Origin of the sequence: Hydrogenophaga intermedia, from assembly GCF_000723405.1 — a bacterium.
Lineage (GTDB): Bacteria > Pseudomonadota > Gammaproteobacteria > Burkholderiales > Burkholderiaceae_C > Hydrogenophaga > Hydrogenophaga intermedia.
Map to the genome: position 1 here is coordinate 18947 of NZ_CCAE010000038.1, position 23640 is coordinate 42586.

At 68.6% G+C, this 23640-nt stretch carries 19 protein-coding genes and 1 pseudogene; 5 read left to right on the top strand and 15 right to left on the bottom strand.

The features are described 5' to 3' along the window. Nucleotides 1–37: 37 nt before the first annotated feature. Nucleotides 38–373, bottom strand: a complete 336-nt coding sequence (locus tag BN948_RS18360) for a hypothetical protein (RefSeq protein WP_009517428.1) — start codon at nucleotides 371–373, stop codon at nucleotides 38–40. Nucleotides 374–661: 288 nt separating this feature from the next. Here BN948_RS18360 and BN948_RS18365 point away from each other — a divergent pair, with 288 nt between their 5' ends. Together BN948_RS18365 and BN948_RS18370 are read left to right on the top strand one after the other, a co-directional pair. Further along, complete coding sequence (locus BN948_RS18365; RefSeq protein ID WP_009517427.1) at nucleotides 662–1612, top strand: adenylate/guanylate cyclase domain-containing protein; 951 nt, start codon at nucleotides 662–664, stop codon at nucleotides 1610–1612. Between the two features lie 93 nt (nucleotides 1613–1705). Continuing rightward, complete coding sequence (locus BN948_RS18370) at nucleotides 1706–4207, top strand: penicillin acylase family protein (protein WP_009517426.1); 2502 nt, start codon at nucleotides 1706–1708, stop codon at nucleotides 4205–4207. 12 nt (nucleotides 4208–4219) lie between these two features. Here the strand turns inward: BN948_RS18370 and BN948_RS18375 are convergent, their stop codons facing one another. The 5 genes from BN948_RS18375 to BN948_RS18395 are packed head-to-tail and all read right to left on the bottom strand — an operon-like array spanning nucleotide 4220 to nucleotide 8467. Further along, nucleotides 4220–5017, bottom strand: a complete 798-nt coding sequence (locus BN948_RS18375) for an ABC transporter ATP-binding protein (protein ID WP_009517425.1) — start codon at nucleotides 5015–5017, stop codon at nucleotides 4220–4222. Nucleotides 5018–5031: 14 nt separating this feature from the next. Continuing rightward, a complete protein-coding gene (locus BN948_RS18380; protein WP_035623134.1) occupies nucleotides 5032–6168 on the bottom strand; it encodes a succinylglutamate desuccinylase/aspartoacylase family protein in 1137 nt (378 codons plus the stop codon). 21 nt (nucleotides 6169–6189) lie between these two features. After that, nucleotides 6190–6903, bottom strand: a complete 714-nt coding sequence (locus tag BN948_RS18385) for an ABC transporter permease (protein ID WP_009517423.1) — start codon at nucleotides 6901–6903, stop codon at nucleotides 6190–6192. A 19-nt stretch (nucleotides 6904–6922) separates the two neighbouring features. Further along, nucleotides 6923–7606 carry an ABC transporter permease gene (locus tag BN948_RS18390; protein ID WP_009517422.1) on the bottom strand — a complete coding sequence of 228 codons (684 nt, stop codon included), beginning with the start codon at nucleotides 7604–7606 and terminating at the stop codon, nucleotides 6923–6925. Between the two features lie 12 nt (nucleotides 7607–7618). Beyond that, nucleotides 7619–8467 carry an ABC transporter substrate-binding protein gene (locus BN948_RS18395; RefSeq protein WP_009517421.1) on the bottom strand — a complete coding sequence of 283 codons (849 nt, stop codon included), beginning with the start codon at nucleotides 8465–8467 and terminating at the stop codon, nucleotides 7619–7621. 247 nt (nucleotides 8468–8714) lie between these two features. Between BN948_RS18395 and BN948_RS18400 the strand changes: the two genes are divergently transcribed. Both BN948_RS18400 and BN948_RS18405 read left to right on the top strand, forming a co-directional pair. After that, nucleotides 8715–9629: an MBL fold metallo-hydrolase gene (locus tag BN948_RS18400; protein ID WP_238327246.1), complete on the top strand. Its 915-nt coding sequence runs from the start codon at nucleotides 8715–8717 to the stop codon at nucleotides 9627–9629. 43 nt (nucleotides 9630–9672) lie between these two features. Further along, nucleotides 9673–10236, top strand: a complete 564-nt coding sequence (locus BN948_RS18405) for an NADPH-dependent FMN reductase (protein ID WP_009517419.1) — start codon at nucleotides 9673–9675, stop codon at nucleotides 10234–10236. Nucleotides 10237–10240: 4 nt separating this feature from the next. On the opposite strand, the gene BN948_RS18410 is transcribed toward BN948_RS18405, so the two are convergent. Beyond that, nucleotides 10241–12628: a heavy metal translocating P-type ATPase gene (locus tag BN948_RS18410; protein WP_035623110.1), complete on the bottom strand. Its 2388-nt coding sequence runs from the start codon at nucleotides 12626–12628 to the stop codon at nucleotides 10241–10243. A 153-nt stretch (nucleotides 12629–12781) separates the two neighbouring features. On the opposite strand from BN948_RS18410, the gene BN948_RS18415 reads away from it, so the two are divergent. After that, the gene (locus BN948_RS18415; protein ID WP_009515426.1) at nucleotides 12782–12973 is read left to right on the top strand and encodes a heavy-metal-associated domain-containing protein; all 192 of its coding nucleotides are present in this window, start codon (nucleotides 12782–12784) and stop codon (nucleotides 12971–12973) included. On the opposite strand, the gene BN948_RS18420 is transcribed toward BN948_RS18415, so the two are convergent. The 8 genes and pseudogenes from BN948_RS18420 to BN948_RS18455 form a co-directional block, all read right to left on the bottom strand. Beyond that, nucleotides 12958–16095 carry an efflux RND transporter permease subunit gene (locus tag BN948_RS18420; protein ID WP_035623112.1) on the bottom strand — a complete coding sequence of 1046 codons (3138 nt, stop codon included), beginning with the start codon at nucleotides 16093–16095 and terminating at the stop codon, nucleotides 12958–12960. The two genes, BN948_RS18415 and BN948_RS18420, sit on opposite strands and share 16 nt — an antisense overlap. Further along, nucleotides 16092–17723 (bottom strand): efflux RND transporter periplasmic adaptor subunit, encoded by a 1632-nt coding sequence (locus BN948_RS18425; RefSeq protein WP_009515437.1) that lies wholly within the window; start codon nucleotides 17721–17723, stop codon nucleotides 16092–16094. The genes BN948_RS18420 and BN948_RS18425 overlap by 4 nt, the downstream gene beginning before the upstream one ends. Beyond that, complete coding sequence (locus tag BN948_RS18430; protein WP_009515439.1) at nucleotides 17720–19018, bottom strand: TolC family protein; 1299 nt, start codon at nucleotides 19016–19018, stop codon at nucleotides 17720–17722. The genes BN948_RS18425 and BN948_RS18430 overlap by 4 nt, the downstream gene beginning before the upstream one ends. A 497-nt stretch (nucleotides 19019–19515) precedes the next feature. Then, nucleotides 19516–19851 carry a copper-binding protein gene (locus BN948_RS18435; protein WP_009515443.1) on the bottom strand — a complete coding sequence of 112 codons (336 nt, stop codon included), beginning with the start codon at nucleotides 19849–19851 and terminating at the stop codon, nucleotides 19516–19518. A 38-nt stretch (nucleotides 19852–19889) separates the two neighbouring features. Further along, nucleotides 19890–20378, bottom strand: coding sequence for a cupredoxin domain-containing protein (locus BN948_RS18440; protein WP_009515445.1), 489 nt, complete (start codon nucleotides 20376–20378; stop codon nucleotides 19890–19892). Nucleotides 20379–20423: 45 nt separating this feature from the next. Continuing rightward, complete coding sequence (locus tag BN948_RS18445; RefSeq protein ID WP_009515447.1) at nucleotides 20424–21797, bottom strand: multicopper oxidase family protein; 1374 nt, start codon at nucleotides 21795–21797, stop codon at nucleotides 20424–20426. Nucleotides 21798–21817: 20 nt separating this feature from the next. Next, nucleotides 21818–22924, bottom strand: coding sequence for a TolC family protein (locus tag BN948_RS18450; protein ID WP_009515449.1), 1107 nt, complete (start codon nucleotides 22922–22924; stop codon nucleotides 21818–21820). A 151-nt stretch (nucleotides 22925–23075) separates the two neighbouring features. After that, nucleotides 23076–23640: pseudogene (locus tag BN948_RS18455) on the bottom strand (transposase); the annotation flags it as partial.

A 23640-nucleotide genomic window follows, 5' to 3' on the forward strand; every position in this document is an offset into this window, starting at 1 on the left:
GCGGCCCGGCAAAGCCGGTTCCGCGGTGCCCGCTGGGTCAAGCCCTTCGAATGCGTGAGGCGTCGATCAGCGCCTTGGGCACCAGGCCCTGAAACACCGGCGAGAGGCTTTGCACGCGGTGCACCGCAAGCGCTTCGCCGTGCACGCGGCTGAGCACCGCGACCAATTCGCCGCGCGCATACCAGAGGCTGTGCGCGTCATGCATGAACTTCAGGCGCCGCTTGAGCGAGGGGTTCAGGCGCGCCCCGTCTTCGCCCAGCACGCGCAGCATGGCCTCGCGCACGGGTTCCAGTTCGTCCTCATCGTCCGCACGCGCACTCGGGCCTAGCAGGGCCGAGATGCTGTTGCGAAGACTTGGCTTGAACCAGCGCATGGGGGTGAGAGTTCCGTCACACGAAAGGGAGGGCCAGAATACGGCTTGAAGTATGTCGATGCAATCGTATGAGTCCTGATACATCGGAAAAAACAACAGTAAATCATGCCGTTAGCGCAGGAGTTTCATGCACTACCTTAGACAAGTAAACCTTTTGCACTCATTGTTGTCGGCGCGACACATACGGCGCGGCCATTCACGACGCGTAAAGGGCACTTGCATCGGTTGAGGATGTAACGATCTGCTCGAATGGCCATGCTCTAATGGTCCGCAGGTTTTCCCGCCCCCATGCCCGAACTCACGATCGCCTTTGTCGACCTCACCGGTAGCACGTCCGTGTTCGAGACATTGGGCAATGACCGGGCTACCAAGGCGGTCACCAAGCTGACCCAATGGATTGGTGCACGTGGCCAGGCCAACGGTGGCACGGTGGTGAAGATGTTGGGCGATGGCGTGTTGATGGCTTTCGCGGACAACCGCGCGGCCGTCGATTCCATGGTGCAGATCCAGCAGGAGCACGGCAAGCGCGTGCAGCAATGGCCGGCCCACCTCAAGCTGCTCATGCAGATCGGCCTGGCCCGCGGGCCGGTGGTGTGGGTGGACGGCGACTGCTTCGGCGACGCGGTGAACCTGGCCTCGCGATTGAGCGACCTGGCCGGGCCCGAGCAGATCTTCGCCAGCGACACCGTCATCCAGAAGCTCGAGCCGCGTTCGCTGGTGCGCAGCCGCAACCTGGGCGCCATGCGCATCAAGGGCAAGGTCGATCCCTGCGAGGTGTTCCGCGTCGAGTGGCAGGCCGACATGCAGTCCGAGTTCCTCACCGTGCCGGCCGATCTGCACGCCCTCACACCCAAGGACGACTCCGATTTCGCGGGCATCGAGCTCGCCTGGCTCGACGCCACGCGCACGTTCAGCTCGGGCGAGTTGCCGCTGCGCATTGGCCGCGTGCCCGAGGCCAGCTTCGTGGTGAGCGACCCGCGCGTGTCGCGCATGCACGCTACCATCGGCCTGCGCTCAGGCAACTATGTGCTGGAAGACGTGAGCAGCTACGGCACCTGGGTGCGCTTTGGCGGCAGCGATTCGGTGGTGCAGCTGCGTCGCCAGGATTGCGTGCTGCACAGCGACGGCGAGATCTCGCTGGGCGCGCCGTTCTCCGATTTCAGCGCGCCCACCGTGAGCTACAAGCTCATGGACGGCAGCATGGCGCTGGCGCGCAGCTCCGCCGCCAGCGCACGCTGAACCTCCCGCACCTGGGCGACAGCCTCGCCTAGTCTCCGGTAGTGGGGGGTATATCCTCGCGGCTCGTTGCAAGCCCCGAGAGAGACAAGAACCATGCGCTGGATCCGCCGCTTCGTCACCCTGATCGGCCTGTTGCTCGTGCTGGCCGCCGCCCTGGGCCTGTGGTACGCGCGCCAGACGCTGCCGCAGACCGAGGGCCAGTTGAAGGTGAGCGGGCTGGCCGCGCCGGTGCAGGTCAACCGCGACGGGAGCGACGTGACGCACATCCTGGCGCAAAGCCCGCGCGACGCCTGGATGGCGCTGGGCTATGTGCACGCGCAGGAGCGCGGCTGGCAACTCGCGTTCAACCGCGCCGTCATGCGCGGCACCTTGTCGGAGTTCCTGGGCCCGGCCACGCTGGAGACCGACAAGCTCATGCGCACCCTGGGCATCCGCCAGGTGGCGCAGCGCCAGCTGGCCACGCTGCCGCCCGAGGCGAAGGCCGCCGTGGAGGCCTATAGCGCGGGCGTCAACGCCTTCTTCGCCAGCAGCGAACAGGCGCTCACGCCCGAGTTCCTGGTGCTGGGCGTGGACCCGCGCGAAGAAGCCAAGCGCGGCGCCTGGTGGGACCCGGCCGACAGCGTTGGCTGGTCGATCATGATGGCGCTGGACCTGGGCGGCAACTGGGGCAACGAGTTCGCGCGCCTGTCCGCGCTGCAGGTGCTGGACACCCCGGCGCTGTGGGAGCTGTTCCCGCCGTACCCAGGCGAGGCGCCCGCCGCCACGGCGGACCTGGGCCGGCTGTACCGGGAGCTGGGTGTGTTCAAGGTCAACGGTTCAGGCAATGGCACCACCACCTCGCAGGCGCCGTCCACGACCGGCGACACCGGCTGGCGCGAGCGCATCGCCCTGGACCTGCGCGACTGGACCGCCAGCTTCGGATTCAACGAGAACAAGGGCTCCAACAACTGGGTGGTGGCCGGCTCGCGCACGCAAAGCGGTCAGCCGCTGCTGGCCAATGACCCGCACCTGGGCCTGAGCGCGCCCGCCATCTGGTACTTCGCGCGCCTGCAGGCGCCCGACGCCGGCGGGCTCAAGGGCATGGACGTGATCGGCGCCACGCTGCCGGGCACGCCCTTCGTGGTGCTGGGTCGCACGGCCGGGGTGGCCTGGGGCTTCACCAACACGGGGCCCGACGTGCAGGACCTGTACCTGGAGCAGATCAACCCAGCCAACACGGGCGAGTACCGCGTGCCCTCGGCCAACGGCGAGCCCGCCTGGGCCCCGTTCACCGTGCGCGCCGAGACCATCCGCGTGAAAGGGCAGGCCGACGTGACGCACCTGGTGCGCCACACGCGCCACGGCCCGGTGCTCAGCGACGCACAGACACAGCACGGGCGGGTGATCGACACCGCTCGCTTCGTGCTCGCGCTGCGTTGGACGGCGCTGGCCGACGACGAGAACGTGTCCGCCACCATCGCGTCCAATCGCGCGCAGAGCGTGGAGGACCTGCTGGCCGCGTTCTCCACCTTCCGCGCGCCGATGCAGAACATCGTCATGGCCGACCGCACGGGGCGCATCGCCTACAAGGCGGCCGGGCGCGTGCCCTTGCGCGCGCCGGACAACGACATCCGTGGCGTGGCGCCAGCGCCGGGCTGGGAGCCGCGCTACGACTGGACGGGCTGGCTGCCCTACGCCGACACGCCACAGGACGATGGCGCGCGCGGCTGGATCGCCACCGCGAACCAGCGCATCCACGCCGCCGACTACCCGCACTTCCTGACACAGGACTGGGCACCGCCGTACCGCCAGCAGCGCATCGAGACGCTGCTGGAGGCCACGCCCAAGCACGACGTGGCCAGCATGCGCACCATCCAGGGCGACCAGCACGCCGAGTCCACGCTGCGGCTGATGCCGCACCTGTTGAAGGCGCCGTCCACGCACCCGCTGGCCGAGGCCGCGCGCGCCGCGCTGCAGGGCTTCGACGGCGTGATGCGTGCCGACTCGGCCGCGCCGTTGATCTACACCGCGTGGATCGACGAGTTCACGCGCGGCGTGATCGGGCAGCGCCTGGGCAAGGAGCGCTTCGAGGCGCTGTACGGCAAGCGCCTGTTCCGCCAGTCGGTGGAGGTTTTCCTGGAGAGCGACAACCGCGCCTGGTGCGGCGTGCAGGGCTGCGTGCACGCCTCGGGCGAGGCCTTTTCGCGCGCGCTCGACAGGCTGTCGGCCGCGCACGGATCGGACGTGTCGGCCTGGCGCTGGGGCGACGCGCACCCGGCCATCTCGGCGCACCGACCGTTCTCCAACGTGAAGCCGCTGGCGCGTTTCTTCGAGGTGCGCGAGCCCACTGGCGGCGATCCTTTCACTGTGAACGTGGGCCAGTACCACCTGGACAAGGCCGACGCGCCCTTCGCCAACCGGCACGCGGCAAGCCTGCGCGCCATCTACGACCTGGCCGACCTCGACCGCTCGGTCTTCATCTACCAGACGGGACAAAGCGGCAACGTGTTCTCCAGCCGCTACCGCGACATGAGCGCCACGTGGTCGGCGAACGGGCACCGCTCGCTGAGCCTGAAGCCGCCCAGGTGGGCGAGCCAGATGGAGATGACGCCCTGAGCCGGGCGCGGCTTACTTCAGGTTCCCTTTGAGGAACTGGGCGAGCCGCTCACTCTTCGGCGCGGCCAGCACCTCGCGTGGCACGCCCTGTTCCTCGATGCAGCCTTTGTGCAGGAAGATGAGGTGCGAGGACACCTCACGCGCGAAGCCCATCTCGTGCGTCACCACCACCATGGTGCGGCCTTCCTCGGCCAGCAGGCGCATCACGCGCAGCACCTCGCCCACCAGTTCCGGGTCCAGCGCGGAGGTGGGCTCGTCGAACAGCATCACCGCCGGCTCCACCGCCAGCGCACGCGCAATGGCCACGCGCTGCTGCTGGCCGCCGCTCATGTGCGAGGGATAGCGGTCTTCCACGCCGGCCAGGCCCACACGCTCCAGGTACTTGCGCGCCGTCTGCACCGCCTGGTCGCGCGGCACGCCCAGCACGTGCACCGGCGCCTCGATGATGTTCTGCAGCACCGTCATGTGCGCCCACAGGTTGAAGTGCTGGAACACCATGGCCAGGCGCGTGCGCAGGCGCTGCAATTGCCTGGCGTCCACCGCGTGCAACTCGCCGTGCCGATCGGCCGCCAGCTTGAGCTCCTCTCCGCCGAGCACGATGCGCCCCGCGTTGGGTTTTTCGAGCAGGTTGATGCAGCGAAGCAGGGTGCTCTTGCCCGAACCAGAGCTGCCGATCAGGCTGATCACATCGCCCGCGCGGGCTTCGAGCGACACGCCCTTGAGCACCTCGTTCTGCCCGAAGCGCTTGTGGATGTCGTGCACGGCCAGCAGGGGCGCGGCGGCCGCGGGGAAGGGGGCGGTCGATGTCATGGTTGCGTGGTGAGTCAGGCGCCGAGCAGGTGCCCGGTGCGAAACGGTGTGGTGCCGGCGATCTTGCAGAGTTCGCCGCCGGCCACGACGTAGCGTTCACCGATGGCGGCGTAGAGCACGCCCGCCACACCGGCGGTGACGCGGTGCACGCGCGAGGCGCCCGGCGCGGGGGGGTCGATGATTTCGGCGACGAGGTCGCCAGCCGCGAGCGTGTCGCCCGGGCGGGCGCTGAACACCACCACGCCCGCCACGGGGCTGTGCAGGGTTTCCGAGCCCGCCAGCGGCGTGGCCTGGCACGAGGGTGCGGGAATGGCGGGCGCGGGCCCGTCGATCACGCCCACGTGCTGCAGGTAGTCCATCAGGGCCTTCGCATCCGCCTGCGCGTGCGCGTGCGATACGTCGGCCTCGCCGCGCAGTTCCACGGTGGCGCTGGCGCAGCCCTGCGGCAGCGGGTGCTTGATGCCCTCGGCCCGCAGGCGCTCGGCCAGCCGCCACCACAGGCCGGAGAGCGCTTCGTCGAAGGGTTCGCCGCCCGAGTCGCGCGCGAGCAGCACGGCGCGACAACCCAGCAGCCACGCCAGCGGTGCCAGCGGTGGCCAGCAGGCCTCTTCGGCGTACAGGTGCAGCACGGCCTCCCAGTCGCAGTGCAGGTCGAGCACCACGTCGGCGTCGTGCGCCAGCAAGAAGAGTTGCCGGCGCAGGCTGTCGAGCTCGCTCGCGGGCTGCCACGCCTTGAGCCAGTCGGTGGCGGCGCGGCGCACCAGGGCCACGTTGGCGGCCGGGTCAGCGCCCAGGCGGTCGCGCACCGAGTCGAACACTGCGTTGGCGAGGTTCGGGTAGTGGCGGTTGAAGTTCTGCGCGGTGCCGAATTCGAAGCGACCCATGGCGCGGTGGTTGAGCCGCTGCGACAGGCCGATGGGGTTGGCCGCGGGCACCAGCACCACCTGCCCGCGCAGGCGGCCGGCGCGCTCGGCGGCGTCCAGCAGCGGGCGCAGGTGGTGCGCCACCAGCATGCCCGGCAATTCCTCGGCGTGCAGGCTGGCTTGCAGGTAGACCTTGGGGCGGGCGTCAGCCGCGCCATAGCGGAAGGACACCAGGTGCTTCTGGCTGCCCAGGCTCGGGCTCAGCAGGGGGTGTTCGCGCCGTTCCATGGTGGACACACGATAGCTCAGTCAGTGCGCGCGCGGCGCCAGGTGGGCGAGGAAGTGCCGCTCGCTCAGCTTGAACACGCCCACCAGGGTGAAGGTGATGGTGAGGTAGATGGCGGCCGCGAAGATGTAGGCCTCGAAGGGCAGGTAGAAGTCGGAGTAGATGCGGCTGGCGGCGGCGGTCACGTCGAGCATGGCCGGCACGGCGCTGGCCAGGCTGGTGCTGTGCAGCATCATCACCACCTCGTTGCTGTAGGCGGGCAGGGTGCGGCGCATGGCGCTGGGCAGCACGATGCGCCGCAGCGCCTGCCAGCGGCCCATGCCCATGGCCTGCGCGGCCTCGATCTCGCCGGCAGCCGTCTCGCGGATGGAGCCCGCCAGCATTTCGGCCGTGTAGCCCGCGGTGTTCAGGCTGAAGGCGAGCAGGGCGCAGAAGAAGGCGTCCTTGAACATCGTCCAGGGCCACACCGCGTCCCAGCGCGCCTGGATCCATTCAAGCTGGGCCAGCCCGTAATAGATCATGTACATCTGGATCAGCAGCGGCGTGCCGCGGATCACGTAGGTGTAGCCGCCAACCAGCCAGCGCAGGGGCGCCGGGCCCTGCGTGAGCGCCAGAGCGAACACCACCGCCAGCACCCCGCCAATGGCCAGGCAGGACAGCAGCAGGCTCAGGGTGGTGAGCACGCCCTCGCCGTACATGGCGAGGTGGGCGGGTTGGAAGATGATGTCCCAGCGCATGCGTGAGGCTCGAAACGGCTCAGGCCGCGCGCTTGACGCCGAGGCTGAAGCGCCGGTTGACCCAGCGCAGCGCCCACAGCGACACCGAGGTGTAGGCGAGGAACAGCGCCGCCGCGAACAGGAAGAAGGTGAAGGGCTCGCGCGTGGCCGCGCTGGCCTGCTTGGCCAGGTAGGTCATCTCGTGCAGGCCGATCAGGCTGACCAGGGCCGTGGCCTTGATGAGCACCAGCCAGTTGTTGGTGAAGCCGGGGATGGCGTAGCGCACCATCTGCGGCGCGGTGATGCGCAGAAACGTGCGCACCGACCCCATGCCGAAGGCCCAGGCCGCTTCCATCTGCCCGCGCGGGATGGCGAGGATGGCGCCGCGGAAGGTTTCGGTCATGTAGGCGCCATAGATGAAGCCGATGGTGAGCACGCCGGCTGCGAAAGGGTTGATGTCCACCGTGCGGCGGCTGCCCATGGCTTCGAGCAGGTGGTTCAGGCCGATGGTGCCGCCGTAGAAGATGAGCAGCATGAGCACGAGTTCGGGCACGCCGCGCACCACGGTGGTGTAGACCGTGGCCAGCCACACCAGGGGGCGGCGGCCCGAAAGCTTGGCCACCGCGCCCACCAGGCCCAACAAAATGGCCACCACGAGGGCGGCCAGTGAGACGCCCACCGTCAGCAGGGCGCCTTGCAGGATGGACTGGTAGTAGCCGGACAAACCGCGCCTGGCTTACTTGCCGTACACGTCGAAGTCGAAATACTTCTTGCTGACGGTGTCGTAGACGCCGTTGGAGCGGATGGTCTTGATGGCGGCGTTCAGCTCGTCCTTGAGCGCGGTTTCGCCCTTGCGCAGCGCCACGCCGACGCCAGTGCCGTAGTACTTGGGGTCGTCCAGCACGGGGCCGACGAAGCCGTAGTCCTTGCCTTCGGGCTTGCTCAGGAAGCCGCCGTTGACTTCCACCTGGTCGGCCACGGTGCCGTCGAGGCGGCCGGACTTGATGTCCAGGTAGACCTGGTCCTGCGCTTCGTAGGGAACGATGTTCGCGCCGGCGGGCTTGAGCTCGGCCATGGCGTACTTCTCTTGCGTGCTGCCCTTGAGCACGCCGAGCTTCTTGCCCTTGAGCGAGGCCGGGTCGGTGTAGGCGGTGCCGTTCTTCACCACGATGCGGCTGGGCGTGAAGTAGTACTTGTCCGTGAAGTCGACGACCTGCAGGCGCTCCTCGGTGATGGACATGGAGCTGATGATCGCGTCGTACTTCTTGGCCTGCAGGCCGGGGATCATGCTGTCCCACACCTGTTCGACGAAGACGCACTGGCGCTTGATTTCCTTGCACAGGGCCTCGGCGATGTCCACGTCGAAGCCGGTGGGCTTGCCGTCGGCGGTCTTGAAGGTGAAGGGCTCGTAGGTCGGGTCGATGGCGACCTTCAGTTCGGGCAGCGCGGCCGGGGCCGGGGCGGCGGCGGGCGCAGCGGCCGGGGCCGGAGCCGGCGCCGCGGCGGGGGCCGCTTCCTCTTTCTTGCCGCAGGCCGACAGGGCCACCGCGGCGACGAGCGCGGAATACAGGACAGCGTGTTTCATGAGAGATCTCGGTTGCCGCCCACCCGGGCCATCCGGGTGGTGCGAAGTAGGCGGGATTGTAGGTCTGGGGTTCTGGGGAGCTGGCTCCAAAAGGGCAGGTGTTTCCCTCGGTCAGTGGCCCCCAGTCGCGAGTGCAAGAAGCAAGCCAGCGGCCGCGCCGGCACGGCCTCGCCAGACCGCTCTGGCGCTGATACATTCGGCCTTGCTTATGTTCTGCTATTTCCTTCGCCGCGCTGTTCTCGCTCTGTTGTCGGGCCTGCTGACACTGACCCAGGCCCTGGCACAAGCGCCGCTGCGCGTGCAGCCGGTGGCCCCCGACACCTGGTTCGCGCAAGGTGCGGCCGCGCTGGGCTCGCCGGCCAACCGCAACTTCATCTCCAACGCCGCCTTCGTGGTCACGCGCGAGGGCGTGGTGGTCATCGACGCGCTGGGCTCGCCAGCCCTGGCTGACGAATTGCTGGCCGAGATCGCGCGGGTCACGCCGCTGCCAGTTCGCTACGTGATCGTGACCCACTACCACGCGGACCACATCTACGGCTTGCAGCGCTTCAAGGCAGCGGGCGCCACCATCGTGGCAGGGGAGCAGGGGCGTGAGTACCTGGCATCCGACACGGCGCGGCTGCGCCTGCAGGCCAGCCGCGAAGAGCTGGCGCCCTGGATCGACGAACACACGCAACTGGTGCCGGCAGACCGTTGGTTGCAGGCCGACACCGTGATCGAACTCGGCGGCGAGCGTTTTCGACTGCAACTCGCCGGCCCGGCGCACACGCCCGAAGACCTGGTGGTGCTGCACGAACGCACCGGCGTGCTGTTCGCGGGCGACCTCGTGTTTCGCGGCCGCATTCCCTTCGTGGGCCTGGCCGACAGCAGCGGCTGGATTCGCTCGCTCGACCGCCTGCTGACTTTGCAGCCGCGTCTGCTGGTGCCGGGCCATGGGCCGGTGTCCGATCAGTCGGTTGCCGACCTCCAACTGACCCGCGACTACCTCGTCCACCTGCGCCAGGCCATGGGCGAGGCTGCGCGCAACCTGGAACCCTTCGAGGACGCGTACGCGCGAACCGACTGGTCGCGCTTCGAGTCTCTGCCGCTGTTCGGGGCGGCCAACCGCATCAACGCCTACAACACCTACCTGTTGATGGAGCGGGAGGGCATGGGACGCTGATCAGCCGGTGTAGCCTCGCGGTTCCCACCAGGAGCCCCATCCCATGACGACATTGCTTGGACTGTCCGGCAGCCTTCGCGCCGGCTCTTTCAACACCGCGCTGCTCAAGGCCGCGCAGGCGAGCGCCGGAGCGGACATCGCCTTCGACACCGCCACCGTGCACGGCGTGCCGCTGTACGACGGCGACGTGGAGCAGGCCAGCGGCACGCCACCGGCCGTGCGCGAATTGAAGGAACGCATCCTGGCCGCCGACGGCCTGCTGCTGGTATCGCCCGAATACAACAACGGCATCCCGGGCGTGTTCAAGAACACCATCGACTGGCTGTCGCGCCCCACACCGGGCATGCCAGACGTGTTCCGCAACCGCCCGGTCGCCGTCATCGGTGCCTCGCCCGGCGGCTTCGGCACGGTGATGGGCCAGGCCCATTGGCTGCCCGTGCTGCGCACCCTGGGCGCGCAACACTGGAGCGGCGGGCGCCTGATGGTGTCGCGCGCCGGCTCGGTGTTTGGCGCCGACGGCGATCTGCAGGACGAAGCCATCGCCCGCCAACTGTCGGACTTCGTGCAGGGCTTCGCGCAGTTTGTGGCCGCGGCGCGCGGCCACTGAAGCTTCAGCGCCGCCATCCGCGCAGCAGCAGGGCGTTGCTCACCACGCTCACGCTGCTCAGCGCCATGGCCGCGCCCGCCACCATCGGGTTGAGCAGGCCCGCCGCCGCCAGCGGTATGCCGATCACGTTGTAGGCGAAGGCCCAGAACAGGTTCTGGCGGATCTTGCTGTACGTGCGGCGCGAGATATCGATCGCGTCGGCCACCAGGGCCGGGTCGCCACGCATCAGCGTGATGCCGGCCGCGTGCATGGCCACGTCGGTGCCGGTGGACATGGCGATGCCCACGTCGGCCGAGGCGAGGGCAGGGGCGTCGTTGATGCCGTCGCCCACCATGGCCACCGTGTGGCCACCCTGTTTCAGCTCGCCCACGATGCTGGCCTTGTCGGCCGGCAGCACCTCGGCCTCGATCCGGGCGATGCCCAGCCGCTGGCCCATGGCCGTGGCGGCGCCCCGGTTGTCACCGCTCAGCATCACCGTGCGCACGCCCATGCCGTGCAGGCGCTCCACCGCGCGCGCCGCGCTGGCCTTGGGCGCGTCGCCGAAGGCCAGCAAGCCCACCAGTTGCGGCGCCTGCGTCACGTCGGCCAGCCAGGACACGGTGCGGCCTTCGTTTTGCAGTTGCTGCGCCTGCGCGGCCAGGGCCGAGGTGTCCACACCCAGCTCTTGCATGAAGCGCGGGCTGCCCAGGCGCAGTGCATGGCCGTCGACCTCGGCTGACATGCCGCGCCCCGGCACCGCGTGCACCTGGCGGGCGGGCAGGGGCGTCAGGCCCGCGGCCTGAGGCGACTCGAGCACAGCGCGCGCCAGCGGGTGTTCGCTGCCGGCCTGCAGCGCCAAGCTCCAGGGAATCAGATCTGCCTCGTGCCCCGCCGCGGCCAGACTGGCCACGAGTTGTGGCCGGCCCTCGGTCAGCGTACCGGTCTTGTCGAACGCCACGGTGTCCACGCGGTGCGCCACCTCCAGTGCCTCGGCGTCCTTGATCAGGATGCCGTGACGTGCGGCCACGCCGGTGCCGGCCATGATGGCCGTGGGCGTGGCCAGGCCCAGCGCGCAGGGGCAGGCGATCACCAGCACCGCCACGGCGTTGAGGATGGCCCGTTCCCAGTCGCCCGCGAACAAGCCCCAGCCGAGCAGTGTGAGCAACGCCAGCCCCAGCACCACCGGCACGAACACCGCGCTCACGCGGTCCACGATGCGCTGGATGGGTGCCTTCTTCGCCTGGGCCGACTCCACCAACCGCACGATGCGCGACAGCGTGGACTCGGCGCCGACCGCGGTGGTTTCCACCTCCAGCAGGCCCTCGGCGTTGACGGATCCGCCCGTCACCTTGTCGCCCGTGTGCTTTGCTATCGGCAGACCTTCACCCGTGATGAGGGACTCGTCCACCTGGCTCGCACCGCTGAGCACCTTGCCGTCCACCGGCACACGCTCGCCGGGGCGAACGATCACCACGTCACCCAACTTCACCCGCGCCAGCGGCAGGTCCACATCGCCATTGGGCGTGCGCACGCGCGCGATCTCCGGCTTGAGCGCGTTGAGCGCGGCGATGGCGGCCGTGGTCTGGCGCTTGGCGCGCGCCTCAAGCCATTTGCCCAGCAACACCAGCGTGATGACCACCGCCGAGGCCTCGAAGTACAGGTGCGGCGTGCCATGGTCCGCATGCTTGAACAGCAGATACAGGCTCAGACCGTAGCCCGCGCTGGTGCCCAGGGCCACCAACAGGTCCATGTTGCCGGTGCCCGCGCGCAGCGCCTTCCAGCCCGCGCGGTAGAAGCGCGCGCCCAGCCCGAACTGCACCGGCGTGGCCAGGGCCAGTTGCAGCCAACCGTTCAAAGCCCAGTCGGCGCCGAGCGGCATGCCCACCATGGGCAGCACCAGCGGCAGCGACAGCAGGGCCGCCAGTGCCACGGGCCACCACGGGTCGCTGGACCTATGGGCGCCGTGCGCGGCCGTGTTCTGCTCCTCATGGGGCAGGGCCGAATAGCCCGCCTTTTCCACGGCCGCCACCAGCACGGGCGCGGTGACGCCGATGGCGCGGACCGTTGCTCGTTCGGTTGCCAGATTGACCTCGGCCTCGCTCACGCCGGGCACGGCTTGCAAGGCCTTCTCGACACGGCCCACGCAGGAGGCGCAGGTCATGCCCTCGATGGCGAACTCGAAGCTCTGTGCGGCGACCTGGTAGCCGGCCTTCTCGACAGCCGCCACCAGCTGGGCACCGGCAGCCGGGCCGCTGGCGTTGACCGAGGCGGTCTCGGTGGCTAGGTTGACGCTGACCTCGCTCACCCCGGGCACGGCTTTCAGCGCCTTTTCCACTCGGGTCACGCAGGACGCACAGGTCATGCCTCCTATGGGCAAGCGGTATTCGGAAAGAGACGTAACAAGTGAGTTCATGGTGGCTTTCGAAGTGATTTTCAGCGTGGAAGCTGATGCTCAGGCTTGACATGGTGTCAAGGTCAAGCATGTCCACGATATGCCTTGCCGCTTGACCTTGCCATGATGTCAAGGCCTACCGTGAAGCCTCCTTTCACCTTCACGGAGCCTCTCATGCATGAATTTCAGTTGCCTTCCATGACCTGTGGCCACTGCGCGGCAAAGGTCAATCGCGCGCTCAAGCAGGTCGATCCGGCTTGCGCGGTCGAGGTCGACATGGCGCTTCGCAAGGTCGCCGTCCGCAGCGACGAGGGCCGAGCAACCTTGGCCGAGGCCTTGAGCGAAGCCGGCTACCGCCCGGCCTGATCTCCTTCGCCGCGGCGCATCAGCCGGTAGATCACAGGCACCACGAACAGCGAGAGCAGCGGCGCACTCAGCATGCCGCCCACCATGGGCGCGGCGATGCGCTGCATCACCTCGCTGCCGGTGCCCTCACTCCACAGGATGGGCAGCAGGCCCGCCACGATGGTGGCCACCGTCATGGCCTTGGGCCGCACGCGCAGCACCGCGCCTTCGCGGATCGCATCGAGCAGCGCGTGCTGGCCCACCTGACCCATCGCCAGGCGCGCCTGCCACGCCTGCTTGAGGTAGACCAGCATGATCACGCCGAACTCGGCGGCCACGCCCGCCAGCGCGATGAAGCCCACCGCACTGGCCACCGAGAGCTGGTGTCCCAGCGCCCACAGCAGCCACACGCCACCCACCAGCGCGAAGGGCAGCGTGGCCATGATGAGCAGGGCCTCGTCCATCCGTTGGAAGGTGATGTAGAGCAGCACAAAGATGATCAGCAGCGTGAAGGGCACCACCAGCCGCAACTGGGCGGCGGCGCGCTCCAGATACTCGAACTGGCCCGACCACGACACCGAATACCCCGGCGGCAGCGCCACGGCCTGCGCCACCGCGCGCTGCATGTCCAGCACGGTGCCGCGCAGGTCGCGCCCGCGCACGTCCACATAGACGAAGCCGGCCAGGCGACCGTTCTCGCTGCGCAGCATGGGCGGGCCATCGGCGATGCGCAGATTGGCCACGTCGCTCAGCACCAGGCGCTGGCCGTTGGGCGCCACGATGGGCAGGGTGCCCAGCGCGGGCAGGGAGTCGCGCAGTTCGCGCGGATAGCGCAGGTTGATGCTGAAGCGTTGCAGTCCCTCCACCGTCTCGCCGATGACCTGTCCCCCAATGGCACCTTCCACCACGGCCTGCACGTCGGCGATGTTCAGCCCAAAGCGGGCGGCACGTGCGCGGTCGATGTCCACGTCGATGGTGCGCCCGCCGGCTACACGCTCGGCCAGTGCACTGCTCACGCCTGGCACGGCCTTCACGGCCTGCTCCACTTCGCTTGCAAGCTGCTCGATCGTGGCCAGGTCGGGGCCGGCCAGCTTCACGCCCACGGGGCTCTTGATGCCGGTGGCCAGCATGTCGATGCGGTTGCGGATCGGCGGCACCCAGATGTTGGATAGGCCGGGCACTCGCACCGTGCGATCAAGCTCTTCGACCAGCCGGTCCATGGTCATGCCGGGCCGCCACTGCTCACGCGGCTTGAAGCGGATCGTGGTCTCGAACATCTCCAACGGCGCCGGGTCGGTGGCGGTTTCCGCGCGGCCTGCCTTGCCGTAGACGCTCTGCACCTCGGGCACGGTCTTGATGAGCCGGTCGGTCTGCTGCAGCAGCTCCGCCGCCTTGCCAATGGACAGGCCGGGCAAAGCGGTGGGCATATAGAGCAGGTCGCCCTCATCCAGCGGTGGCATGAATTCGGAGCCCAGCTTGTGCAAAGGCCAGGCGGTGGCCAGCAGCAGCATGGCGGTGACCGCCAGCGTGAGCTTTGGCCAGGCCAGCACCGCGTCCAGGGCCGGGCGGTACAGCGCCATCAGAGCGCGGTTGATCGGGTTGCGGTCTTCCGCCGGGATAGGGCCGCGGATGAGGTAACCCATGAGCACCGGTATGAGCGTCACGGCCAGGCCCGCCGAAGCCGCCATGGCGTAGGTCTTGGTGAAGGCCAAGGGGGAGAACAGCCGGCCCTCCTGGGCCTGCAGCGTGAACACGGGAACGAAGCTCAGCGTGATCACCAGCAGCGAGAAGAACAGCGCCGGTCCCACCTCGACCGCGGCATCGCCCACCAGTCGCCAGCGAGCCTCACCGCGCAGCGTCTCGCCGGGGTGTTCGTGCTGCCAGCGCTCCAGCCACTTGTGCGCGTTTTCGATCATCACGATGGCCGCGTCCACCATAGCCCCAATGGCGATGGCGATGCCTCCGAGCGACATGACGTTTGCGTTGATGCCCTGCTGGTGCATGACGATGAAGGCCATCAACACCCCCAGTGGCAGCGTGATGATGGCGACAAAGGCGCTGCGCAGGTGGAACAGGAAGGCCAGGCAGACCAAGCCCACCACAATGAACTCCTCGATGAGCTTGGTACGCAGGTTGTCCACTGCGCGCTCGATCAGGCCGGAGCGGTCGTACACCGGAACGACCTCCACGCCGGGGGGCAGGCTGCGCTGGAGTTCGGCCAGCCGCGCTTTCACGCCCGCGATGGTGGCCAGCGCGTTTTCGCCGCTGCGCATGACGACGATGCCTCCCGCGGCCTCGCCCTCGCCATTGAATTCACCAATGCCGCGCCGCGCTTCGGGGCCGATCTGCACCCGCGCCACGTCGCCCAGCGTGACCGCTGCGCCCGTGGCCGCAGCACGCAGGGGAATGGCGCGGAAGTCGTCCAGCGTGCGCAGATAGCCGCTCGCGCGCACCGCGTACTCGGCCTCCCCGAGTTCGAGCACCGAGCCGCCGGCCTCCTGATTGGCGCGCGCGACCGCCTCGCTCACATCCTGCTGCGTGAGGCGGTACGCGGCCAGGCGATTGGGATCGAGCACGATCTGGTACTGCCGCACCATGCCCCCCACGCTGGCCACCTCGGCCACGCCCGGCACGGTTTTGAGCTCAAAACGCAGGAACCAGTCCTGCAGGGCGCGCAGTCGGGCGAGATCCTGCGCGCCGCTGCGATCGACCAGGGCGTACTGGTAGACCCAGCCCACCCCAGTGGCGTCGGGGCCGATGGCCGAGCGCGCCGCCGCCGGCAAGCGCGACTGCACTTGGTTGAGGTACTCCAGCACGCGCGAGCGCGCCCAGTACAGGTCCACGCCGTCCTCGAACAGGATGTAGACGAAGCTGTCGCCATACATGGAGAAGCCGCGCACCGCGCGCGCCCCCGGCACCGACAGCATGGTGGTGGTCAGCGGATAGGTGACCTGGTTCTCCACGATCTGCGGAGCCTGCCCGGGCCAGCTCGTGCGCACCACGACCTGCGTGTCCGACAGGTCGGGCAAGGCATCCAGTGGCGTGCGCAGCAGCGAGACCACACCCCAGGCACTGACCAGCAGCGTGCCGATGAGCACGAGCAGCCGGTTGGCGATGCTCCAGCGGATGAGGCGGGCGATCATCGCGGCGCTCCCGGTGCCAGGCGCTGCAGTTCGACGATGCGCGGCAGCTCGCCTTCCTGTTCGCGGAACTCGACCTGCACGCGCTCACCGACCGCCAGATCGCGCGGCAAGCGCTGGGGCGGCGGCAGCTGGAAGTCCATCACCATCGCCGGCCATTTCAAGGACGCGATGGGCGGGTGGTCCAGCGTGACCAGCCCGGGCTTGAGCGCGGTGACGCGCGCCTCGGTGCGGTGGGTGAGGGCGGCGGCTGCGGTGGGTGTGGTCGGTCCCGGGGGTGGGGCCTCCTGATTCAGGCGTGCTTGCAGCCCGCGCAGGCTGGCTTCGGAATCGATGAGAAACTGCCCCGATCGCACCACCCGCTGGTTGGCCTGCAGTCCCGACAGGATCTCCACCTGGCCATCGGCCTCGCGGCCCACCTCAACCTCTGCGGGACGAAAACGTCCGCCGTCCTCCGCCAGCATCACCACGTTGCGCCGCCCGGTGCGGATGAGCGCGTCACTTGGCAGCAGCAGGCGCGCTTCGCCCTCGTCGGGCTGCAGGCGCATCTGCACGAGCTGCCCGGCCACCAGGCGGCCCTGTGGGTTGTCGAGCACGAGCCGCGCTCGCTGAGTGCGCGTGGTCGGGTCCAGCGCGGGCAGCAGGGCTTGCAACTCGCCCTTCAGTGTCTCGCCAGGCAGGGCCGGCGTGGTCGCGCTCACGGCCATACCGACACGCAGGCCGGCGGCCTGGCTTTCGGGCACCTCGGCCTCGGCCCAGACCTGGCGCGTGCCCTGCAGGCGCAGCAGCGGCAGACCGGGCGTCGCCGTGGCGCCCTCGCGCACCATCAACTCGCTCACGAAGCCGGCGTGCGGCGCGCGCAGCGTCACGCGAGCCTGCACCCTTCCGGCGCGCACCACGGCGTCGATCTGCTCGGCCGACAGCCCGGCCTGGCGCATGCGCGCCAGCGCGCCCTCGCGCAGCACGTCCGCCCCCGGGCCCTGCATGCGCGTGGTGGCCAGGTAGTCCTCCTGCACGGCCACCCACTCGGGCACGTACAAGTCCAACAGAGGCGCGCCGCGGCTGACCCGCTCCAACTCCGCGCGCACATGCAGTCGCTCGACGAAGCCCAGCGCACGTGCGCTCATCAGGGTCTGTTCGCGCTGGTTCCAGGCGATGTTGCCCACGGCCAGCACCTGCGACCGCAGCCGGCCTTCGGTGACGGCCACGGTGCGCAGCCCCAGGTTCTGCTGGATGCGCGGGCTCACGCTGACGCTGCCGCTGTCGCTGCCCTCGGCACCGGCGTAGCGGGGCACCAGCATCATGTCCATGAAGGGTGACTTGCCCGGCGCCTCGAAGTTTCTGCCCGGCACCATGGGGTCGTGGTAGTTCAGAATCCGCCGACCCGTCACCGGGTCCTGGTCGCCGGCCTTCAGGCCTTCGCTCAGGTGGCGCCGGGTGGCTTCCTCGCCTTGCGCGATGGTCCACTGGCTGGGATCCTGCAAGGTGGCGGGCGCATCGGCCCGTGTCTGTACGGCGGGCGCCGGCACGGCACCCTGGCGGCCGACCCACCAGCCCGCCAAGGCGACCACGACCAGGATCAGCGCGCCGCTCAGCCACCGCCCGAGGCCTCGAATGGAAGATGTCTTCATGGGCGTTCTCCTTGGGCCACGGCCTTCTGGTCCCGGGGCAGGGCATAGGTGAGTGCCGACCAGGCGCGCGCGCCCGACAGTTCCACGTCGATACGCTCGAGCGCCAGTGACAGCTCGGCCTGCCGGGCCTCGATCACCGTCGCGAGAGTTTCCTGCCCCGCCCGGTAGGCGGCCAACGCCGCCTGCACGCGCTCACGCGCCAGCGGCGCACGTTGCCGATCGATGAGCTCACGCTGGGCAAGCGCCGCCTGCCATTGCAGCCGCCAGGTTTGCAGTTGCTGCTCGAGCTCGCGCTGCACGTCCTCGGCCTCGGCCTCGCGTGCGCTGGCCTCGGCCAGGCGCGCGGCCAGTTCGCGATCCTGCCGCAGCCCTCGCTGGAGAGTGAGCGGAATCGATACGCCCAGTGAGACCATGTCGGTGTAACGCGATCCCCGCTGGCTGAGCATCAACTCCACACTCCAGTCGGGCGAGCGCTCGGCATCGGCCAGGCCGGCCGAGGCGTGCGTGGCCGCGACGCGGGCCTGTGCCGCTTGCGTCTCGGGGTGTTGAGCCAAGAGTGCGGCGGTATCCGGCAAGCCGCCGTCAATGGCTGGGGCCTCGGCCAGCCACTCGGGCGCGGTCTCGCGGGTCCAGCGCTGCAGTGACGTGCGCGCGGCCTCGTGCTCGGCGGTGGCGGCAAGCAAAGCCTGTTGCAGGCGCTGCCCCTGCTCGCGCGCGGCGATCGCCGCGCTGGCGCTGCCTCGCCCGCTGCGCCACGCCGCCTCGGCCGCCAGCAGCAGATCCGCGGTCTGTGCGACCTGTGCCTGCAGCACCTCGCGGCGCTGCGCCGCAGCCCGCAGGCCCCACCAGGCCCAGGCCGCCTCCCGGCGCACCGCCGCGGCCTGGGCCACGGCCTGTGCGGCCAGGGCTTCGGCCTGGCGTTCACGCTCCAGTCGGCGTGCTTCTCGTTTGTCGCTCGAAGGCAGCGTTTGCATGACACCAACCGAGCGCATCGTCATGAAGTCGCGTGTGGTGCTCCAGCGCTCGGCGCCGTTGATGGGCAGGTTGTCCAGGGACAAGCGCAGGACCGGATCTGGCCGGGTGCCGGCTTGGGCGGCTTGCTCGCCCATTGCACGCGCCTCGCTGTTGCGGGCCGATACCGCGGACGAGCGCGACTGCGCGAGGGCAACGGCCTCGTCCAGGGTCAGGGCATGGAGGGTGGGCGAGCCGAGCAGGGCCGCCAACCCTGCCACAGGCAGCAGGGCGGCACCCAGCGCCCTGCGCAGCCGCCAGCGGCTGCAAGGCAAGGAAACCATGGGGGTATCTCCGGAAAATGACGAAACTGGCGGCGCCAAGAGACGCGCCGCCGCTGAGGACGAAAAACCTCAGCCCACCGAAGGCGGTCGCCAGATACCGGAAGGGGAGAACAGGGGCCCGTGTCGTCCCAGCCACATGGGTGGAGACGCGGGCGGCGGCGGAGACAGTGCCAGAGCGAGGGGGGCCAGCGCGGGCCAGACACTGGCTGGCATGCAGACAGTCCCCGCTTGGCAGACCTGGCCAGTGCGCGCCCAGGCGGCAAAGTCGTTGCAACAATCGCTGCCGGCGTCGGCCGTGTCGCCATCGGCGAACGCATCGGCCACCATGGCTTCACCCGCCATGGCGCAGGGCATCGTCCAAGAGCCCGTGCTGGCCATGGCCTGCCACGGCAGGGTCAGCAAGAGCAAGATGGCGATCCAGTGGCGCATGGACGGATGCTAAGCCATCGGCCGCGCCGGCGGTGCGAATCTCGGGCCGTGCTGCCTGCTGTCTGGGCTCAGGGTTTGATGGGCCTGATCGATTCGACCAGCATCTGTCCCTTTTCGTTGACGGCGGTGAATTGCACCTTGTCTCCCGCGGCGATGCCCTCGAGCATCGCTTTGTCGCGCACGGTGAACACCATGGTCATGGGCGGCATGTCCATGTTCTTGATCTCGCCGTGTTTGAGGGTGATCTTGCCGTTGTCCTTGTCGACTCGGCGCACCTCGGCGTCGACCGGGGGCAGGTTCTGCTGCATGCCGGGCTTGCCGTGGTCCATGGCCTGGGCGAAGGCCGGCTGGGCCAGCGCGCCCAAGGCAAGGGCGGCCGCCGCGAGGATAGGGGTGAATTTCATGGTGTTTCTCCTGAAAGTGGATACGCAATGGCCCTGGTTCACCTGGCCACGACCTTGATCTTGCCGACCATGCCGGCCTCATAGTGGCCGGGCAGCAGGCAGGCGAAGTCGAACTCGCCGGCGCGGTTGAATTGCCAGACGATCTCGCCACGCTTGCCGGGGGCCACGTGCGACATGTAGGGCTCCTCGTGCTCCATGCCAGGGAACTTCTTCATCAGCGCCGCGTGTTCATCAAGCTCCTTCTTGGTGCCCAGCACGAACTCGTGCATCACCTTGCCCGAATTGGTGTGCACGAAGCGGATGGTTTCGCCTTGGCGCACCTCCAGCTTGTCCGGCGTGAAGCGCATGGCGTCGGTCATGCCGATCTCGATAGTTCGGGTCACCGCCTTGGGGTTGCCGGCGATGCCCCAATCCTTCTGCTCCATCTTGACCGGCCCGGCTTTCTTGTGCTCCTCATTGCCGTGGGCGACAGCGAGCGAGGTGATCGAGGCCAGCGCGAGCAACAAAGCCGTGGTGCGAAGTTTCATGAAAGGCTCCAGTGGGTTGTAGTAGACAAGGAATGACACACGCACTCAATGGTGCTTGCCGGAAGAGTGCGGCTTGACCGCCGTTGCGTCGGCCTTGCCCTGCGGCGTGGCCGCGCGCGGCGCAGCCGGCGTGGCGCCGGCCCATTCGTAGGCCACGGTGCCTTGCGGGAACTTGTAGGGCCCGGGGTCCTTGTAGTCGCCAGGCTTCTGGTCCTTGCGCACCTTGAACACGCTGAACATGCCGCCCATCTCGATGGGGCCGAACTGACCGGTGCCGGTCATCATGGGTGCGGTGTTGTCGGGAATGGGCATCTGCATCTCACCCATGTCGGCCATGCCGCGCTCGCCCATCACCATGTAGTCGGGCACCACGCGCTGGATCTTGTTCACCAGCCCTCGGTGGTCCACGCCGACCATGGTGGGCACGTCGTGGCCCATGGCGTTCATGGTGTGGTGGCTCTTGTGGCAGTGGAAGGCCCAGTCGCCTTCCTCGTCGGCGATGAGCTCGATCTGGCGCATCTGGCCAACAGCCACGTCGGTGGTCACCTCGTACCAACGGGTGGCGGGCGGGGTGGGGCCGCCGTCGGTGCCGGTCACCAGGAATTCGTGCCCATGCAGGTGGATGGGGTGGTTGGTCATCGTCAGGTTGCCCACGCGGATGCGCACACGGTCGTTCAGGCGCACGTTGAGCGTGTCGATGGCCGGGAAGATCCGGCTGTTCATGGCCCAGATGTTGAAGTCGGTCATGGTGTTGACCTTGGGCGTCTTGCTGCCGGGCTCGACGTCGAAGGCATTGAGCAGGAAGCAGAAGTCGCGGTCGACCTCGCTGATGTGCGGGTGCTTCCCCTTGGGGTGCGTGACCCAGAAACCCATCATGCCCATGGCCATCTGCACCATCTCGTCGGCGTGCGGGTGGTACATGAAGGTGCCGGGGCGGCGCGCCTCGAATTCGTAGACGAAGGTCTTGCCCACCGGGATGGCGGGCTGGTTGAGGCCGCCCACGCCGTCCATGCCGTTGGGCAGGCGCTGGCCGTGCCAGTGGATGGTGGTGTGCTCGGGCAGCTTGTTGGTGACGAAGATGCGCACGCGGTCGCCCTCGACGACTTCGATGGTGGGCCCCGGGCTCTGGCCGTTGTAGCCCCACATGTTGACCTTGAAGCCGGGCGACATCTCGCGCACCACGGGCTCGGCGACCAGGTGGAATTCCTTGACGCCGTTGCTCATGCGCCAGGGCAGGCTCCAGCCGTTGAGCGTGACCACGGGGTTGTAGGGGCGGCCCGTGTTGGGCACCAGCGGCGGGGCCGTGTCGACGGAGGTCTGGATGACGGGCTCGGGCAGGGCGGCCAGCGCCGATCGGGCAACGGACAGGCCCGCCATGGTGGCGGCGGCGCCAGCGAAGAATTGACGACGGTTGTTCATGTTGATGTTCAGTTGGGTGTTCAGTGACCGGCCGCAGCGGCTTCGCCGCCGGCGGCGCCCCCGGGCGAGACGAAGGCCGTGGGCTCGCCGCCTTGCAGCACCCACATCAGGTCGGTGTCGGCGAGCCAGTAGTCGCGCACGGCGTCAATGGTTTCGCGCTGCGCCTGCGCGTGGGCCTGCACCTCGGTGAGCAACTCCCACACGCTCTTGAGCATGCCGTTGTACTGGAGCACGCTCTCGTCCACGATGAGGTTTCGCTGCGCCATCACATCGTCGCGCAGGCCGCGCGCCACGCTCAGGGTGGCGTCGCGCGAGGCCAGCGCCTGCCCGAAGTTGGCTTCGGCCTTCCACTGCTCCACACGGGGCAACTGCGCTTGAATCTCGGCTAGTTCGGTATTGAGTTCCGCTGGTGAGAGCGTTCGTTTTGGCAGATCCGGCAAGGTGTCGGGCAATGCCAGGCGTTCGTGCACGCCGTTGAGCTGCAGCGTGTGGAGGAGGGTGCGCTCCGCTTGCCGCGCGGCCACGGTGGCCTGCTGCAGCGCGCGCCGCTCGCTGGCCAGGCCCAGCTCGACGCGGCTCTGCTGATACGCGCTCCAGTTGCCCACCTTGACCATGCGTCGGCCCAATTCGGTGGCAGCCTCGGCCGCCTCCAGCGAGGCGCGCTGCAAGCGCACGGACTGCTTGGCTGCCACGGCGCGCAGCCAGGCGCGGCGCGCCTCAGCGGCCACCTCGAATACCTCGTCCACCCCTTCGATGCGGCGCTGATGGCGAGCGTCCACCTCTTGCCAGCGACCCTGGACGATGCGATCGACATTGGCCTCACCAAGTCGGGGCAGAACCTTCTGAAGCTCCAGGTGCGGCCGCCAAGCCAGGCGCGTGGCCACCTCCAGCGAGGGTACGGGGAAACCGGTCGCGGCGGCGGCATCCTTGGGCGCCTCGGCGCCGTTGGCCGCCTCCCACTTGAGCAGGTCCGCGTGTCCGCGCTTGAACTGTCCGACGGCCTCGTTGGCCGCCTTCCAGTCCGATGACTGCTCCACCGCTGTTTGGGCGCCGGCCACGGCCGTCATGGACAGAACCACCGCGGCCACCAGCACGCTGGGGCCATGCTTGCTCAATGGATTTTTCACTCACCGACTCCTTTGATCGATTGGATTGGCGTGCGGATTGTTGGGCGGGGGCGGGAACAGCGATCTGTCGGCTTCATTACAGATTTGTCATGTTGGGAATATGCGCTGGCCCCATGGCACACTCGTTTTGAACCCTTGCGACCATGAAGATCCTGATCGTTGAAGACGAGGCCCACACGGGCGAATACACCCGCTCGTACTTGATGGTGCGCCACAACCGCTCCACAAACACGTTGTCGCGCCATGCCCCCTTGCCGTCCATGGACAGGCGACATCCGCGCGAGAGCACCGCGTGGGTGAACTCATCAGCCGTGAACTGACTGCCCTGATCGGTGTTGACGATCTCGGGCACCCCGAAGCGGGCGAACGCCTGCTCGATCACCTCGCTGGCATGACAGGCCTCCAGCGTGATGGCCACCTTGTGAGCGAGCACCCGGCGGCTGGCCACATCCACCACGGCCGTGAGGTAGACGAACCCGCGCTTCATCGGGATGTAGGTCGTGTCCAGCGCCCAGACCTGATTGGCGCGGCGGATGGCCACCTTGCGCAGCAGGTAGGGGTAGACCTTGTGGTGCGGGTGGCGCTTGCTGGTGCCAGGCTGCGGGCACAGGGCCTGGATGCCCATGCGCTGCATGAGCGTGCCCATGTGGCGCCGCCCGACGTGAATGCCCTGGCGCTGCAGTTGACGGCGCAGCATGCGAGCGCCCATGAAGGGA